The 14,002-nt window shown below is 29.9% G+C and carries 12 protein-coding genes and 1 tRNA gene; 5 read left to right on the plus strand and 8 right to left on the minus strand.

The features are described from left to right. Window positions 1-84: 84 nt before the first annotated feature. The gene (locus L8X38_RS02550) at window positions 85-450 is read left to right on the plus strand and encodes a histidine triad nucleotide-binding protein (protein ID WP_220566684.1); all 366 of its coding nucleotides are present in this window, start codon (window positions 85-87) and stop codon (window positions 448-450) included. 16 nt (window positions 451-466) lie between these two features. Here L8X38_RS02550 and pckA read toward each other — a convergent pair whose 3' ends face one another. Genes pckA through L8X38_RS02575 form a run of 5 tightly spaced genes read right to left on the minus strand, consistent with a single transcriptional unit; the run spans window position 467 to window position 7,932 of the window. Continuing rightward, window positions 467-2,041 (minus strand): phosphoenolpyruvate carboxykinase (ATP), encoded by a 1,575-nt coding sequence (pckA, locus tag L8X38_RS02555; RefSeq protein WP_263661204.1) that lies wholly within the window; start codon window positions 2,039-2,041, stop codon window positions 467-469. Between the two features lie 10 nt (window positions 2,042-2,051). Continuing rightward, on the minus strand, window positions 2,052-3,830 hold the full coding sequence (locus tag L8X38_RS02560) for a biotin/lipoyl-containing protein (RefSeq protein ID WP_263661205.1): 1,779 nt from the start codon (window positions 3,828-3,830) through the stop codon (window positions 2,052-2,054). A 58-nt stretch (window positions 3,831-3,888) separates the two neighbouring features. After that, the gene (locus tag L8X38_RS02565) at window positions 3,889-5,223 is read right to left on the minus strand and encodes a sodium-dependent transporter (RefSeq protein WP_133319885.1); all 1,335 of its coding nucleotides are present in this window, start codon (window positions 5,221-5,223) and stop codon (window positions 3,889-3,891) included. A gap of 9 nt (window positions 5,224-5,232) precedes the next feature. Continuing rightward, window positions 5,233-6,570 (minus strand): sodium-dependent transporter, encoded by a 1,338-nt coding sequence (locus tag L8X38_RS02570; RefSeq protein ID WP_263661207.1) that lies wholly within the window; start codon window positions 6,568-6,570, stop codon window positions 5,233-5,235. 9 nt (window positions 6,571-6,579) lie between these two features. Beyond that, window positions 6,580-7,932 carry a sodium-dependent transporter gene (locus L8X38_RS02575; RefSeq protein ID WP_263661209.1) on the minus strand — a complete coding sequence of 451 codons (1,353 nt, stop codon included), beginning with the start codon at window positions 7,930-7,932 and terminating at the stop codon, window positions 6,580-6,582. Window positions 7,933-8,126: 194 nt separating this feature from the next. Here L8X38_RS02575 and L8X38_RS02580 point away from each other — a divergent pair, with 194 nt between their 5' ends. From L8X38_RS02580 to L8X38_RS02595, 4 genes are all read left to right on the plus strand, one after another. Continuing rightward, entirely contained in the window at window positions 8,127-8,450 is a 324-nt protein-coding gene (locus L8X38_RS02580) for a F0F1 ATP synthase subunit C (RefSeq protein WP_012661906.1), read from the plus strand. Window positions 8,451-8,479: 29 nt separating this feature from the next. Further along, window positions 8,480-8,565, plus strand: a tRNA-Leu gene (locus tag L8X38_RS02585). Window positions 8,566-8,595: 30 nt separating this feature from the next. After that, on the plus strand, window positions 8,596-9,030 hold the full coding sequence (locus L8X38_RS02590; RefSeq protein ID WP_220566681.1) for a hypothetical protein: 435 nt from the start codon (window positions 8,596-8,598) through the stop codon (window positions 9,028-9,030). Between the two features lie 64 nt (window positions 9,031-9,094). After that, window positions 9,095-10,390: a methyl-accepting chemotaxis protein gene (locus tag L8X38_RS02595; protein WP_263661210.1), complete on the plus strand. Its 1,296-nt coding sequence runs from the start codon at window positions 9,095-9,097 to the stop codon at window positions 10,388-10,390. 11 nt (window positions 10,391-10,401) lie between these two features. Here the strand turns inward: L8X38_RS02595 and L8X38_RS02600 are convergent, their stop codons facing one another. The 3 genes from L8X38_RS02600 to gatB are packed head-to-tail and all read right to left on the minus strand — an operon-like array spanning window position 10,402 to window position 13,885. Then, window positions 10,402-11,565 carry a metal-dependent hydrolase gene (locus tag L8X38_RS02600; RefSeq protein WP_263661211.1) on the minus strand — a complete coding sequence of 388 codons (1,164 nt, stop codon included), beginning with the start codon at window positions 11,563-11,565 and terminating at the stop codon, window positions 10,402-10,404. Beyond that, entirely contained in the window at window positions 11,562-12,464 is a 903-nt protein-coding gene (locus L8X38_RS02605; protein ID WP_257928994.1) for an NAD(P)H-dependent glycerol-3-phosphate dehydrogenase, read from the minus strand. The genes L8X38_RS02600 and L8X38_RS02605 overlap by 4 nt, the downstream gene beginning before the upstream one ends. 2 nt (window positions 12,465-12,466) lie before the next feature. Further along, complete coding sequence (gene gatB, locus L8X38_RS02610) at window positions 12,467-13,885, minus strand: Asp-tRNA(Asn)/Glu-tRNA(Gln) amidotransferase subunit GatB (protein ID WP_263661212.1); 1,419 nt, start codon at window positions 13,883-13,885, stop codon at window positions 12,467-12,469. Window positions 13,886-14,002: the final 117 nt, after the last annotated feature.

Raw genomic sequence — 14,002 nt, forward strand, 5'->3', positions numbered from 1 at the left:
TTTTAGCTCCAACTAAATTTTTTTTAAACATTCTAATGTAAAATTATTTAAAATTAGCAAAAATAATAAAAAAAGGACTACTAAATGAGAGAAAAAACCGTATTTGAACTAATCGTAGAAGGAAAAATTCCTGCTAATAAAGTTTTAGAAAGTGAAAAATTTTTAGCTTTTCATGATATTAATCCTAAAGCACCTATTCATATTTTAATCATTCCAAAAGAGCATTTTGAAAACTTTCAAGAATTAAGACCTGAATTAATGAGTGAAATGACACAATTTATCCAAGAACTAGCTACTCTTTTAGGACTTGATAAAAGTGGATATAGATTAATCACAAATTGTGGAAAAAATAGCGGACAAGAAGTTTTTCATTTACATTTTCATATGTTAGGTGGATTTGAGCTTCCAAAAAATAAAGAAACCCAAATCAATCCTCAATCTTTATTCTAAAAAGAGCTAACTCTTTTTAGATAGCAGGACCAGCTAGTTTAAATTCTGCTCCTTCTTTTACATCTTCATAGCGTTTGAAATTTTCTATAAACATTTTTGCAAGCTTTAATTTAGTTTCTTCATAAGCTTTTTTATCCTCCCAAGTATTAACAGGGTTTAATAACTTACTTTCTACACCCGCTAATTCTTTTGGAACTGCAAGATTAAATAAATCATAGTTTTCAAACTCACAATTTTGTATGCTACCATCTAAAATCGCATTAATACAAGCTCTAGTAGCTTTAATACTCATTCTTTTGCCTACACCATAAGCTCCACCGCTCCAACCGGTATTTACCAGATAAACATTTACATTATGCTTGCTGATTTTTTCGCCCAAAAGTTTTGCATAAACAGTTGGGTGTAATGGCAAAAACACTTCTCCAAAACAAGCTGAAAAAGTCGCAACAGGTTCGGTAATGCCTCTTTCAGTACCTGCTACTTTAGCAGTATAACCACTTAGAAAATAATACATTGCTTGTTCTTTACTAAGCTTACTAACCGGAGGTAAAACACCAAAAGCATCCGCTGAAAGGAAAATGATATTACTAGGATGACCTGCACTAAGGCTTGGCTCGTGATTTAAAATATGCTCTATCGGATAAGAAACTCTAGTATTTTCAGTTTTAGAACCATCATTGAAATCAACGCTTAAATCATCTTTTAAAACTACATTTTCTAAAAGTGCATTTTGCTTTATAGCTCCATAAATTTCTGGTTCACTTTGAGGATCAAGGTTAATACATTTTGCATAACAACCTCCTTCAAAATTAAACACACCCTCATCATCCCAACCATGCTCATCATCGCCTATTAATTTTCTTTTTGGATCAGTTGAAAGAGTAGTTTTACCTGTACCACTAAGCCCAAAGAAAAGCGCTACATCACCTTTTTCTCCAACATTAGCACTACAATGCATAGAAAGTTTATTTTCTAGTGGAAGCCAATAATTCATCATAGAAAAAATTCCTTTTTTCATCTCTCCACCATACCAAGTTCCACCAATTACTGCTATATTTTTTTCTATGTTAAAAATGACAAAAACCTCTGAATTTAAACCATCTTTTTTATAATCTTCATTAATACATTTGCAAGCATTATACACCACAAAATCAGGTTTAAACTCACTAAGTTCTTCTTCTTTTGGACGAATAAACATATTTTTTACAAAATGTGCTTGCCATGCAATTTGAGTTACAAAACGCACAGTTTTACGACTTTTTAACGAAGCTCCACAATATGCATCTTGGATATAAATATCACTATTACTAAGTTGTTTTTTAGCTTTTGCTAAAAGCTTTTCAAATAATTTCTCACTAATAGGCTGATTAATCTTACCCCAAGCAATGTATTTTTGCGAAGGATCTTGTTTTACAAAATATTTATCTTTAGGACTTCTTCCAGTAAAAATTCCTGTATCTACACTAAAGGTACCATTTTTAGTACATACACCTTCATTATTGTTTTTTTCGTGCTTTAAAAGCTCATCATAACTAAGATTGTGAAAAACTTGTCCGATATTTTCTAAGCCTAAATTTTCTAAACCTTTCATCTTTACCTCCTTATTTATAAGTCATTAAAGCTTGACCTTCACTTACGCTCTCACCAGCATTTACTAAAAGTTCTGCAATTTCTCCATCTTTACTTGCACTAATCTCAATTTCCATTTTCATAGCTTCAAGTACAGCTACAACTTGACCTGCCTTTACACTATCATTTTCTTTAACTAAAATTTTAAATACATTTGCATTCATACTTGCAACAATAGCATTATCATTTACTTGAGTTTTTGCAACTTTTGCATTATCTGCACTTACTTTTACAGCACTTTTAACATTAACATCTCTATCAAAACCTGCACTTACTTCTACATGATATTTGTTACCATTAACTGAAACGGTAAATTGATTTTCATCGATAAGACTTGATTTTAATTTGCTATTTTTTCTAACATTAACCTTAGCTTCGCCTTTTAAGAAAGCTATGCCTTTTTCTTTACAAGCTGCAACGATAAAAATATTTTCTTCACTTGTTTCTAAATTTTCTTTTTCTAATAAGTTTTTAATATAAGCTATACTTTTGCTCTCATCAGCATCAGCAATATCTGTGGCTAATTTTGTAGTTGGTTCTAGTTTTAATTGCTCGCTTGCAAGCTTAATTACTTCAGGATCTGGAGCAACGGGAGTTTTTCCAAAATATCCTAAAACCATTTTTCCATATCCATCTGCAATTTTTTTCCAAGGACCAAACATTACATTATTAAAAGCTTGCTGGAAATAAAACTGCGATACAGGAGTAACAGAAGTACCATAACCACCTTTTTCTACTACTTCTTGCATAGCTTTTATAACTTGAGGAAATTTATCTAAAATATTATTATCTCTCATCATTTGCGTATTAGCAGTTAATGCTCCACCTGGCATAGGTGAAAAAGGTATTAAAGGATTTACCGCCGTTGCTTCAGGTGGTAGAAAATAATCTTTTAAGCAATCTTTTAACACTTCTTCATATTTTAAAATTTTCTCTTCATCTAAACCAAGATCAAAATTGCTTCCTTTTAAAGCATGAAGCATTGTTAAAATATCAGGTTGAGAAGTACCACCACTAACAGGAGCTGCAGCTAAATCTATACCATCAACACCTGCTTCTAAAGCCGCTAAATAGCATGCTATGCTTACCCCTGCGGTTTCATGCGTATGTAATCTTATATGCATATTTTCAGGCAGGTTTTTTCTAGCCATTTTAATAACTTCATAAATTTTATTTGGATTTGAAGTTCCGCTTGCATCTTTAAAACAAATACTATCAAAAGGAATTTGAGCTTGTAGAATTTCTTTTAAAATTCTTTCATAAAATGGCACATCATGCGCACCTTTACATTTTGGAGGTAAATCCATTAAAGTAATGGTAATTTCATGTTTTAAGCCATGTTTAACTATACATTCTCCACTAAATTTTAAATTATTTACATCATTTAATGCATCAAAATTTCTTATTGTAGTTGCGCCGTGTTTTGCAAACATTTTTGCATGCAAATTGATAATTTCTTTACTACCTGTATCAAGTGCTACGGTATTAACCCCTCTTGCAAGAGTTTGTAAATTTGCATCTTTTCCAGCGATGGCTCTAAATTTGTCCATCATTTCAAAAGCATTTTCGTTCAAATAAAAAAATAAACTTTGGAATCTAGCTCCACCACCAAATTCAAAATGCTTAATATCTGCTTCTTTAGCTGCTTCTAGGGCAGGAAAAAAATCATTCATTAAAACTCTAGCACCATAAACAGATTGAAAACCATCCCTAAATGTGGTATCCATCACATCAATTAACTTTTTAGCCATAATTTTTCCTTATTTTTACATCTTTGCAATTATAACTCTACTTTCTTAAAAAATAAATTTATAAAATTTGATTTAACATAATGATAATAATCGCAATAGGTGCAACAAATCTAAGTAAAAAATACCATACTTCAAAAATACTTCTACTCATAAACTTAGAAAATAAATTGTAAATTTTTATTTTTTCCACAAAAAATCCTACGAAAATAGCACTTGCAATAGCTCCAAGTGGGAGCATAAAATTAGAAGTTAATTTATCTAAAATATCAAAAAAACTTAAACCAAAAAAACTAAAGCTAGCCCCATAATTAGCACTAAAAGATAAAATACAACTCATTCCCAAAAGAAAAACTACAAAGCCTATAAAAACCAAAGCTTTTTTTCTTGAAATTTTATATTCATTTACAAGATAAAAAGTAAAAGGTTCTATCATAGAAACTGCTGAAGTAATCCCTGCAAAAAATAAAGCTAAGAAAAAATAAAAAGCTAAAAAATGTCCAAAGATAGCACCTAAATTAGAAAATAAAGTTGTTAAAGATATAAATACAAGCCCAGCTCCTTCTGCAGGATTAGCATTAAATTTAAATATAAAAGTAAATACAATAAGTCCCATCATCAAACCTATACTGATATTTAAAAGCACAATTATGGCCGAACTTGTAATTAAATTTGTATCGTCTTTTAAAGAGGCTGCATAAGTGGTAATACAACCTATACCTAAACATAAAGTAAAAAAAGCAAGACCTAAAGCTGTTAAAACAGAGTTTAAACTAAGCTTGGTAAAATCAGGATAAAACAAATAAACAAAAGCTTCCTTAAAACCATCTTGAAAAAAACAATATACTAGCATTAAAACAAGCATAATAAACAAACTTGGCATAATCCAAACATTAAGTTTTTCTATACCGCTTTTAACCCCTCTTGAAACAACAAACAAGGTAAGAAAAAAAGCAATTAAAAAATACAAACTACTTTCTAAAATACTATTTTGTATTAAATTTCCAAATAAAGCTCCTGCTTCTTGAGTATTACTAGGTAGATAATAAATCGAAGTTATCATATATTTTAAAACCCAACCCATAATAACAAGATAAAAAGATAATACAAAAATTCCACCGAGCATAAAAAATCCAGCAAATTTCCATTTTTGAGCATATTTAGTTGCTAAGCTTTTATAAGCATTTACAGGATCACTCTGACTTAATCTTCCCATAGCAATTTCAGCCAAAAATACACAAAATCCTATACTAATAGTCAAAAGTAAATACAAAAGTACAAAAGCAAAACCACCATTTTGGCCTACTAAGGTTGGAAATTTCCAAGCATTTCCAAGCCCTATAGCTCCACCTGCTACTGCTAATACAAAACCTATTTTAGAAAATTTATCATTCATTTTAATACCTTAAAAAAAAAGCTGTCTAGCCATAATTAAAATAACCGCTAATGGAGAAATGTATCTTAAAAAGATATACCAAATTTCAAAATATATCCCACGCATAAATGGGTAAAATAAAGTTTGCAAAGCTTCTTTTTTAAGCACAAAACCCACAAAAAATGCTGTAATTAAAGCAGAAATTGGCATTAATAAATTTTGTATGAAAAAGTCTAAAATATCAAAAAAACTTTTCCCAAAGAAATTTAAACTTGATGCACTTACATGATAAAAAGAAAGTATAGATAAACTTCCAAGAAAATAAACAATCATACCCACAAAAACCAAAGCTTTTTTTCTTGAAATTTGATAACGATTTATAAGATAAAAAGTAAAAGGTTCTATCATAGAAATAGCCGAAGTAATCCCTGCAAAAAATAAAGCTATAAAAAAGGCTATGGCTAAAACATTTCCCAAAAACCCTAACTTTGCAAAAAGCGTTGTTAATGATATAAATATAAGTCCTGGACCTTGTTGAGTAGGATCGGCTCCGAATTCAAATATAAAAGTAAATACAATAAGTCCCATCATCAAACCAATGATAGTATTAATAATGATAATATTTAAAGCACTGCTTATAAAATTTGTTTTATCGGGCAAACTTGCTGCATAAGTTAAAATCACACATACACCCAAAGACATACTAAAAAATGCAAGCCCTAGTGCATCTAATATAGAATTAACACTTAATTTTGAAAAATCAGGTACAAATAAAAACTCACTTGCTTTAGAAAAACCATCCATACTAAAAGAATATCCAAGCATTAAAATAAGCAATGTAAATAAGCTTGGCATCATCCAAACATTGAGTTTTTCTATACCACTTTTAACACCTTTTGATACTACATAAAAAATTACTATAAACACAAAAGTAAAACATATAAACTGAGATAAAACATCATTAGAAAGTAAATTTCCAAAAATAGCGCCTGCTTCTTTTGTATCTTTAGGTAATTCAAAAAACCCAAAATAAGCATATTTTGCTATCCAACCTATAACAACACTATAAAAAGACACTAAAATAATAGCACCAAGCATAAAAAATCCCGCAAATGACCATGCCTTTTTATTTTTTGGCGCTAAAGTATAATAAGCATTTACAGGATCTTTTTCACTAAGTTTTCCTATGCTAAGTTCAGCCAAAAATATCACAAAAGCCACACCCAAGGTTAAAAGTAAATATACCACCACAAAAGCTGAACCACCATTGTTACCCACTAAAGTTGGAAATTTCCAAGCATTTCCAAGTCCAACAGCTGAACCTGCTACCGCTAATACAAAGCCTATTTTAGAAAATTTTTCATTCATCTTTTAACCTTAAAAAAATAATTGTTTTGCCATGATTAAAATCACAGCTAAAGGCGAGATATATCTTACAAAAAAATACCAACACTCAAAGTATTTACCCCTCATATAAGGATAAAATAAAGTTTGTAAAGCTTCTTTTTTAAGCACAAAACCTACAAAGATTGCACCAAATAATCCACCTAAAGGCATCATTAAATTTGAAGCAATAAAATCTAATATATCAAAAAAACTTTTTCCAAAAAATTCTAAAGAATCTTTACTCCACTCAATTCCTGATAAAATACACAAACTTCCCAAAAAATACACAATGAAAGCTATAAAAATCAAAGCTTTTTTTCTTGTAAAATTATAAGAATTGATTAAATAAAAGGTTAAAGGTTCTATCATGGAAACTGCTGAAGTAATCCCTGCAAAAAACAAAGCTATAAAAAAAGCCACAGCTAAAATATTTCCCAAAGGTAAAAAGCCAATTGGGTCAATATTTGAAAACAAACTCATCAAAGATACAAAAATCAAACCTGGACCTTGTTGAGCTGGATCTCCATTAAATTCAAATATGAAAGTAAATACAATAAGTCCCATCATAATACCAATAATAATATTAATAATGATAATGTTAATAGTGCTTGTAATAAAATTTGTTTTATCAGATAAACTTGCAGAATAAGTTATAATTGAACCCACTCCAATAGATAAAGAAAAACAAGCAAGCCCTAATGCACTTAAAAATGCTCCTACACTAAGCTTAGAAAAGTCTGGAGAAAACAAAAACTCACTTGCTTTAGAAAAACCATCCATACTAAAAGAATATCCAAGCATTAAAATAAGCAATGTAAATAAGCTTGGCATCATCCAAACATTGAGTTTTTCTATACCACTTTTAACACCTTTTGATACTACATAAAAAATTACTATAAACACAAAAGTAAAACATATAAACTGAGATAAAACATCATTAGAAAGTAAATTTCCAAAAATAGCGCCACTTTCTTCTATACTTTTTGGTAAAGGAAAAAACCCAAAATAAGCATACTTAACAATCCATCCTATTATCACGCTATAAAAAGAAACAATCAAAATAGCACCTATTAAAGAAAAACCAACTATAGACCAAGCTCTTTTGTGTTTTGGAGCTAAAGTATAATAGGCATTTACAGGATCTTTTTCACTAAGTTTTCCTATGCTAAGTTCAGCCAAAAATATTACAAACCCTACCCCCAAAGTCAAAAGCAAATATAAAAGTACAAAAGCTGAACCTCCATTTTGTCCTACCAAAGTTGGAAATTTCCAAGCATTTCCAAGTCCAACAGCTGAACCTGCTACCGCTAATACAAAGCCTATTTTAGAAAATTTTTCATTCATAAAGATAACCTTAATTTTATAAAACTATAAAAATTTTTAATGTAGCTAAAAAAAACTTTAATTTATTTTAAAATATATAATATTAATTTAAATTTCAATAATTTTAAAGTTATATTTGTATATAATTTCGCTTTTATAAATCACGAGTAGGGATACGCAAGCCGAAAGGATTTAAATTTTTACAAGGAAAAACTATGAAAAAAATCGTATTTTTAATGCTAGCTTTAAGCGGTTTTGCATTTGCAGCTGAAGGTTCTATGAATCAATGGTTAGCTTCTTTTTCTATCTTAGCAGCAGGTTTAGGACTTGGTGTTGCAGCTTTAGGTGGAGCTATCGGTATGGGTAATACTGCAGCAGCAACTATAGCAGGTACTGCTAGAAACCCTGGTCTTGGTGGTAAATTAATGACTACTATGTTTATTGCTTTAGCGATGATTGAAGCTCAAGTTATTTATGCACTTGTTATTGCTCTTATCGCTCTTTATGCTAATCCATTCCAAGCATTAGTAGCAGCTTAAAATTTTCAAAGCCCTCTTGTGGGGCTTATGCGGTTATGGTGGAATTGGTAGACACGCCATCTTGAGGGGGTGGTGCGCTCAGCGTGTGCGAGTTCAAATCTCGCTAACCGCACCATTTTTATTTTTTAAGGATTATCAAAACAAAATGACTTTCTATATTTTAGTCAGTGCAATAGCTTTTTTAATTCTTTTTTTTGCCATAAAAAAATATACTCTAAAACTAGATGAACAAGCCTTACTTGAACCTATTAAAAATGATATTTATCCTGAATTTTGTGATCTAATTAACGAAGAAATAAGAAATATAAAAAATAATCTTTTACAAAATACCTTTACACTCCAAGATGAAAATTATAAAGATGAATTTTTAGAGAATTTAAGCGATATGAGTAGAAAACTTAATCATATCCAAACAATGAATTTAAGTAAAAGAAATAATGCTTTATGGGAAGAAACACTTTTTGGATTTTTAAAAGAGCTTGAAGAACTTAACAAACAATATCTAAATGACAATGAGAAAATTAACGATGAAATAAGAAATTCTCTCCAAGAAAAATTTTATAATTTAACAAAAAGCTAATATAAACAAATTATTTATTTTAAAAAGCACTATATAATTCCGAATTATTTTATAAAGGGGTTTTATGTTTATCAACAAGAAAAAAATTAATGAACAAATTACTCAATTAGAGCAATCTAATCAAGCTTTTCAAGATATACTTAATGCTATTAGCAAAACTATGGCCATGATAGAATTTCAAACAGATGGAACTATTATTAATGCTAATGAAAATTTTCTAAAAACTATGAATTACTCTTTAAGTGAAATCAAAGGTAAACACCATAGTATGTTTTGTTTACCAGAGGTTGTAAAGTCGCAACGCTATGTTGATTTTTGGAGAGATTTAAAAAGTGGTATATCAAGAAATGGACTTTTTAGACGCATTGCAAAAGGCGGGAAAGATATTTATCTTGAAGCCAATTATCTTCCTATTTTAAACCAAAACAATGAAGTGTATAAGGTTATTAAATTTGCAAATGACATTACTCAAAGAAACTATGAAATGCTTGATCTAAAAAACACCATAGATGCCGCTAATCGTTCTATGGCTATTATTGAATTTAATCCTTATGGAGAGATTTTAAATGCTAATGAAAACTTCACTCAAACCATGGGTTATTCACTAAGTGAAATCAAAGGAAAACACCATAGTATGTTCTGCGAGGAAAAATTTAGAAATTCCAAAGAATATACAATTTTTTGGGAAGAGCTAAGAAGTGGTAAATTTCAATCAGGAAAATTCATACGCTTTGGTAAAAACAACAAACTAATCCATTTAGAAGCAAGTTATAATCCTATCAAAAATGATGATGGAGAAATTTACAAAGTTATTAAATTTGCAACAGATATTACCGAACAAGTTGTAAGAGATGAGGAAAAATTAAAGCTCATTAGTGAATTAGCTGAACAAAATGACAATCTCACTCAAGAGGGCGATAGTGTTATAGAAAATACGGTTCAAAATATTCAAGGCATTGCTGATATGATGAACAATAGTAGCAATCTCGTATCATCATTAAATGAGCAATCAGAAGAAATTAAAAATATTATTCAAACCATTAGCGATATAGCCGATCAAACCAATCTTTTAGCTCTAAATGCGGCTATTGAGGCAGCGCGTGCAGGTGAGCATGGTAGAGGTTTTGCTGTTGTTGCTGATGAAGTTAGAAATCTAGCTGAAAGAACTGGACATTCAGTAAATGAAATCACTACTACCATTAATTCTATCAGAAATGTAACAGCTGAAGTTGTACAAAGCATTAAAGATGGCTTAAGTGGCGTAAATCAAAGCGTGGATTTAGCCAAAGAAGCTAGAGAATGTATGGAAAAAATTAGAAATAGTTCAGCTCAAGTAGCTCAAGCTATGCAAGATAAATAAAAGTTTTTAGCTTAAAGGCTAAAAACTTTTCCTGCTATAAAACTTTTTTCTACCTTACCTTGCAAGATATCATTTGCATATAAACCTTCTCCATTAAAAGAAAGTTTTTCATCAAATATAACTAAATCAGCATCAAAACCAAGTTCTATTTTACCTTTATTTAATCCTAAAAATTGCGCTTGATTATAGCTTGTAAAATCACATAATTCTTTCCAAGTTAAGATACCTTCTTTTACTAAATATGTAAAACATAAACTCATATATATAGCTATGGCATTAACTCCAAAATCTGCTTCATCAAAAGCCAAATCTTTTTTAGTGTTAGGAGTATGCAAAGAACTTAAGAAAGTAATTTTCTTATCTTGAAGCAACTTTTTAAGATTTGTTGCCTCATCTTTTGTTCTTAATGGAGGTAAAATTTTTGCTTGAGTGTTAAAATTTTCACAAGTACTTTCATCTTTGATTAAATGATGGATTGAAATTTCACTATATTGATCATGCAATAATTCAAACGATCTTGCAATTGCTAAAGAGCTAAAACAAGCTTTGTTTTTATAAAATTCCACTAATTCTTTCATTTTTGCCACTTCACTAGTTTCAGCTATATCACTAATTCCTATAAGTCCTAATTCAAAGCTTATTTGTCCATCATTCATTACTCCATGATCGTCAAAACTCTCATCAAAACACTTTAAAAATACAGGGGTTGATTTCATATTGGCATATTGCATACATTGTCTTAAATAATTTGCTCCTAAAGTACTTGAAAGCTCTAAGCCTTTTGCGCCCATATCAATTAAGGTAGCAATATTTTTTAATTTTTCTGTTTTATCTAATACATTAATAGTAGGTAAAACATTAATATCTAAAGATTTTAATTTATCAAAATAAAGCGCATAACCTTGAGTATTAGCTTCTAAACTATCTTTTAAAACAATAGTCCCTACCCCACCTTTTAAGCATGCTTTTTCAAGATCATATAATTTATCTATACTAAATTCATTATCAAGCAAACTAACATTTAAATCAATAAACGAAGGAAGTAAAGTTTTGCCTTCTATATCAACAATATACCCATCATCAATTAAATCATTAGCAATTTGAGTAATTTTCCCATCTTCTATTTTAAGATCAAGCTTTTGTTCGCCATAAATTTTTGCATTTTTGATGATCATGATATTTCCTCCTTTGATGACATCAAATCTTTCAAAGATTCCCAAGCATTCTTACCCTCTAGCATTAAGACTACTTCGTTAACAATCGGGGTATAAATTTGAAATTGTTTCGATAAAGAATGTATAGCATAAGCAGTTTGCACTCCTTCAGCTACCTCTCCAAGTTCCATTAAAATATCTTTTATATTTTTGTCACTAGCCAAATTCAAACCTACTCTATAATTTCTTGATAAGTTACTTGAAGCTGTTAAAAATAAATCTCCAGCTCCACTAAGCCCTAAAAATGTTTCTTCTTTAGCATTAAAAAATTGTCCAAAGCGGTGCATTTCCACCAAGCCTCTTGAAACTAAAGAAGCTCTTGCATTATTGCCTAAATTTAAACCATCGCAAACTCCGCTTGCAATTGCTAAAACATTCTTATATGCACCACAAATTTCAGCGCCTTTAACATCAGAACTTGTATAGGTTTTAATATAATTTGGAAAAAAACTTGCAAATTGATTACAAAGCTCTTGATTTTTACCACTAACAACCAAAGCACAAGGTTTTTTTTCTAAAACTTCACTTGCAAAAGAAGGACCACTTAAAAAACAAAGTCTATCACTACTTATGAACTCACTAAAAACCTCATCCATAAATTTTAAACTTTTACAATCAATACCCTTAGAAGCTACAAGAATTTTTTGATTTAAATCTTTAAAATTATTTGCAAGCCATTCATGCATTCCTTGAGCATATAAAGCAAAAACTAAATATTCATATTCTAAAGCTTCTTTGGTGCTAACAAAATAAGAAAGATCTTTTTCGTGAAAAGAAGTTATTACGCATTCATTTTTAACGCTCAATGCATCATATAAAGCACTTCCCCATTTTCCTGCACCAACAACTGCTATTTTCATATTTAACCAAGTTTTGCTTTTAAAATTTCATTTACCTTAGCAGGATTAAATGCACCCTTACCTGCTTTCATTGCCTGACCGACAAAGAAACCAAAAAGTTTATCTTTACCACTTTTATATTCAGCTACTTTATCTTCATTGTTTGCTAAAATTTCATCAATAATCTTTTCAATAGCACCATCATCACTTACTTGTTTTAAACCAAGTTTTTCAATAGCATCATCAATTTCAACTTCTGTATTTTCAAATACATAAGCTAAAATATCCTTACCTGCTTTAGCACTAATAACACCTTCTTCTATACGTTTGATCAAAACAGCTAATTTTTCTTGTTTTATAGGTGAATTTTCTATAGTCAATTCGCCTTTTAAAAGCCCCATTAACTCTGTCGTAAGCCAAGCAACACAAAGTTTTGGATTTAATTTTTGATTAATTAGATACTCAAAATATCTACAAAGCTCTAATGAAGAAACAATCACTTCACTATCACTTTCTTTAATACCCAATTCACTCACAAATCTAGCTTTTTTCTCATCAGGAAGTTCAGGTATATCTTGATTTAGCATTTCATCATCTAAAATTACAGGTAAAAGATCAGGATCAGGGAAATATCTATATTCAGCAGAATCTTCCTTACCTCTCATACTTCTAGTAACTAAATTAACCGTATCAAATAATCTTGTTTCTTGCACAACTTCTTGATCGTATTTTCCATCTTCCCAAGCTTCACTTTGGCGTTTTACTTCATACTCAATCGCCTTTTGAATAAAACGGAATGAATTTAAATTTTTAATCTCCACTCTAGTATAAAGCTTATCATCACCCTTTGGACGAATACTAACATTAGCATCACATCTAAAACTACCTTCTTGCATATTTGCATCTGAAATATCTAAAAATCTTATAATAGAATGTAATTTTTTCAAATAAGCCACTGCTTCATCGGAACTTCTAAGTTCAGGTTCACTGACAATTTCAAGCAAAGGCGTGCCTGCTCTATTTAAATCTACTTTTGAAAAATTACTCTCATGTATATTTTTTCCTGCATCTTCTTCTAAATGAGCCCTAGTGATACCTATGCGTTTATTTTCTCCATTTACATTGATAAATAACTCACCATTTTCCACTATAGGAATATCAAATTGCGAAATTTGATAAGCTTTTGGTAAATCAGGATAAAAATAATTTTTTCTATTAAAAATACTTTTTTTATTTATAGTTGCATTAACTGCTTTTCCAAATGCTATGGCTTTTTTTACCGCTTCTTGATTTAATACAGGTAAAGCACCTGGCAAAGCTAAACATGTTGGGCATACATTAGTATTTGATTTTTCTCCAAAAGAAGTCGCACATGAGCAAAAGATTTTTGTTTTTGTATTTAATTGTGCATGAACTTCAAGTCCTATAACAACTTCAAACATTAAAATTTTCCTTAGAATTTTTTGTTTATTCTAGCGTTTTTTATTTCAAAAAGAGTTTAAAAAAGAATAAAAGAAGAAGATTAAAAAAGAAAAAAGCAAAAAATATTTTTTGCTTTT

The sequence above is a fragment of the Campylobacter sp. CNRCH_2014_2452 genome (assembly GCF_025772865.1).
Classification (GTDB): Bacteria; Campylobacterota; Campylobacteria; order Campylobacterales; family Campylobacteraceae; genus Campylobacter_D; species Campylobacter_D lari_D.

What these genes read in the sequence shown, in the direction of transcription:
- L8X38_RS02600 (WP_263661211.1), bottom strand. Translation starts at nt 11,565, where the DNA reads ATGATCATCAAAAATGCAAAAATTTATGGCGAACAAAAGCTTGATCTT.
- L8X38_RS02565 (WP_133319885.1), bottom strand. Translation starts at nt 5,223, where the DNA reads ATGAATGATAAATTTTCTAAAATAGGTTTTGTATTAGCAGTAGCAGGT.
- gatB (WP_263661212.1), bottom strand. Translation starts at nt 13,885, where the DNA reads ATGTTTGAAGTTGTTATAGGACTTGAAGTTCATGCACAATTAAATACA.
- pckA (WP_263661204.1), bottom strand. Translation starts at nt 2,041, where the DNA reads ATGAAAGGTTTAGAAAATTTAGGCTTAGAAAATATCGGACAAGTTTTT.
- L8X38_RS02590 (WP_220566681.1), top strand. Translation starts at nt 8,596, where the DNA reads ATGACTTTCTATATTTTAGTCAGTGCAATAGCTTTTTTAATTCTTTTT.
- L8X38_RS02605 (WP_257928994.1), bottom strand. Translation starts at nt 12,464, where the DNA reads ATGAAAATAGCAGTTGTTGGTGCAGGAAAATGGGGAAGTGCTTTATAT.
- L8X38_RS02595 (WP_263661210.1), top strand. Translation starts at nt 9,095, where the DNA reads ATGTTTATCAACAAGAAAAAAATTAATGAACAAATTACTCAATTAGAG.
- L8X38_RS02580 (WP_012661906.1), top strand. Translation starts at nt 8,127, where the DNA reads ATGAAAAAAATCGTATTTTTAATGCTAGCTTTAAGCGGTTTTGCATTT.
- L8X38_RS02575 (WP_263661209.1), bottom strand. Translation starts at nt 7,932, where the DNA reads ATGAATGAAAAATTTTCTAAAATAGGCTTTGTATTAGCGGTAGCAGGT.
- L8X38_RS02550 (WP_220566684.1), top strand. Translation starts at nt 85, where the DNA reads ATGAGAGAAAAAACCGTATTTGAACTAATCGTAGAAGGAAAAATTCCT.
- L8X38_RS02560 (WP_263661205.1), bottom strand. Translation starts at nt 3,830, where the DNA reads ATGGCTAAAAAGTTAATTGATGTGATGGATACCACATTTAGGGATGGT.
- L8X38_RS02570 (WP_263661207.1), bottom strand. Translation starts at nt 6,570, where the DNA reads ATGAATGAAAAATTTTCTAAAATAGGCTTTGTATTAGCGGTAGCAGGT.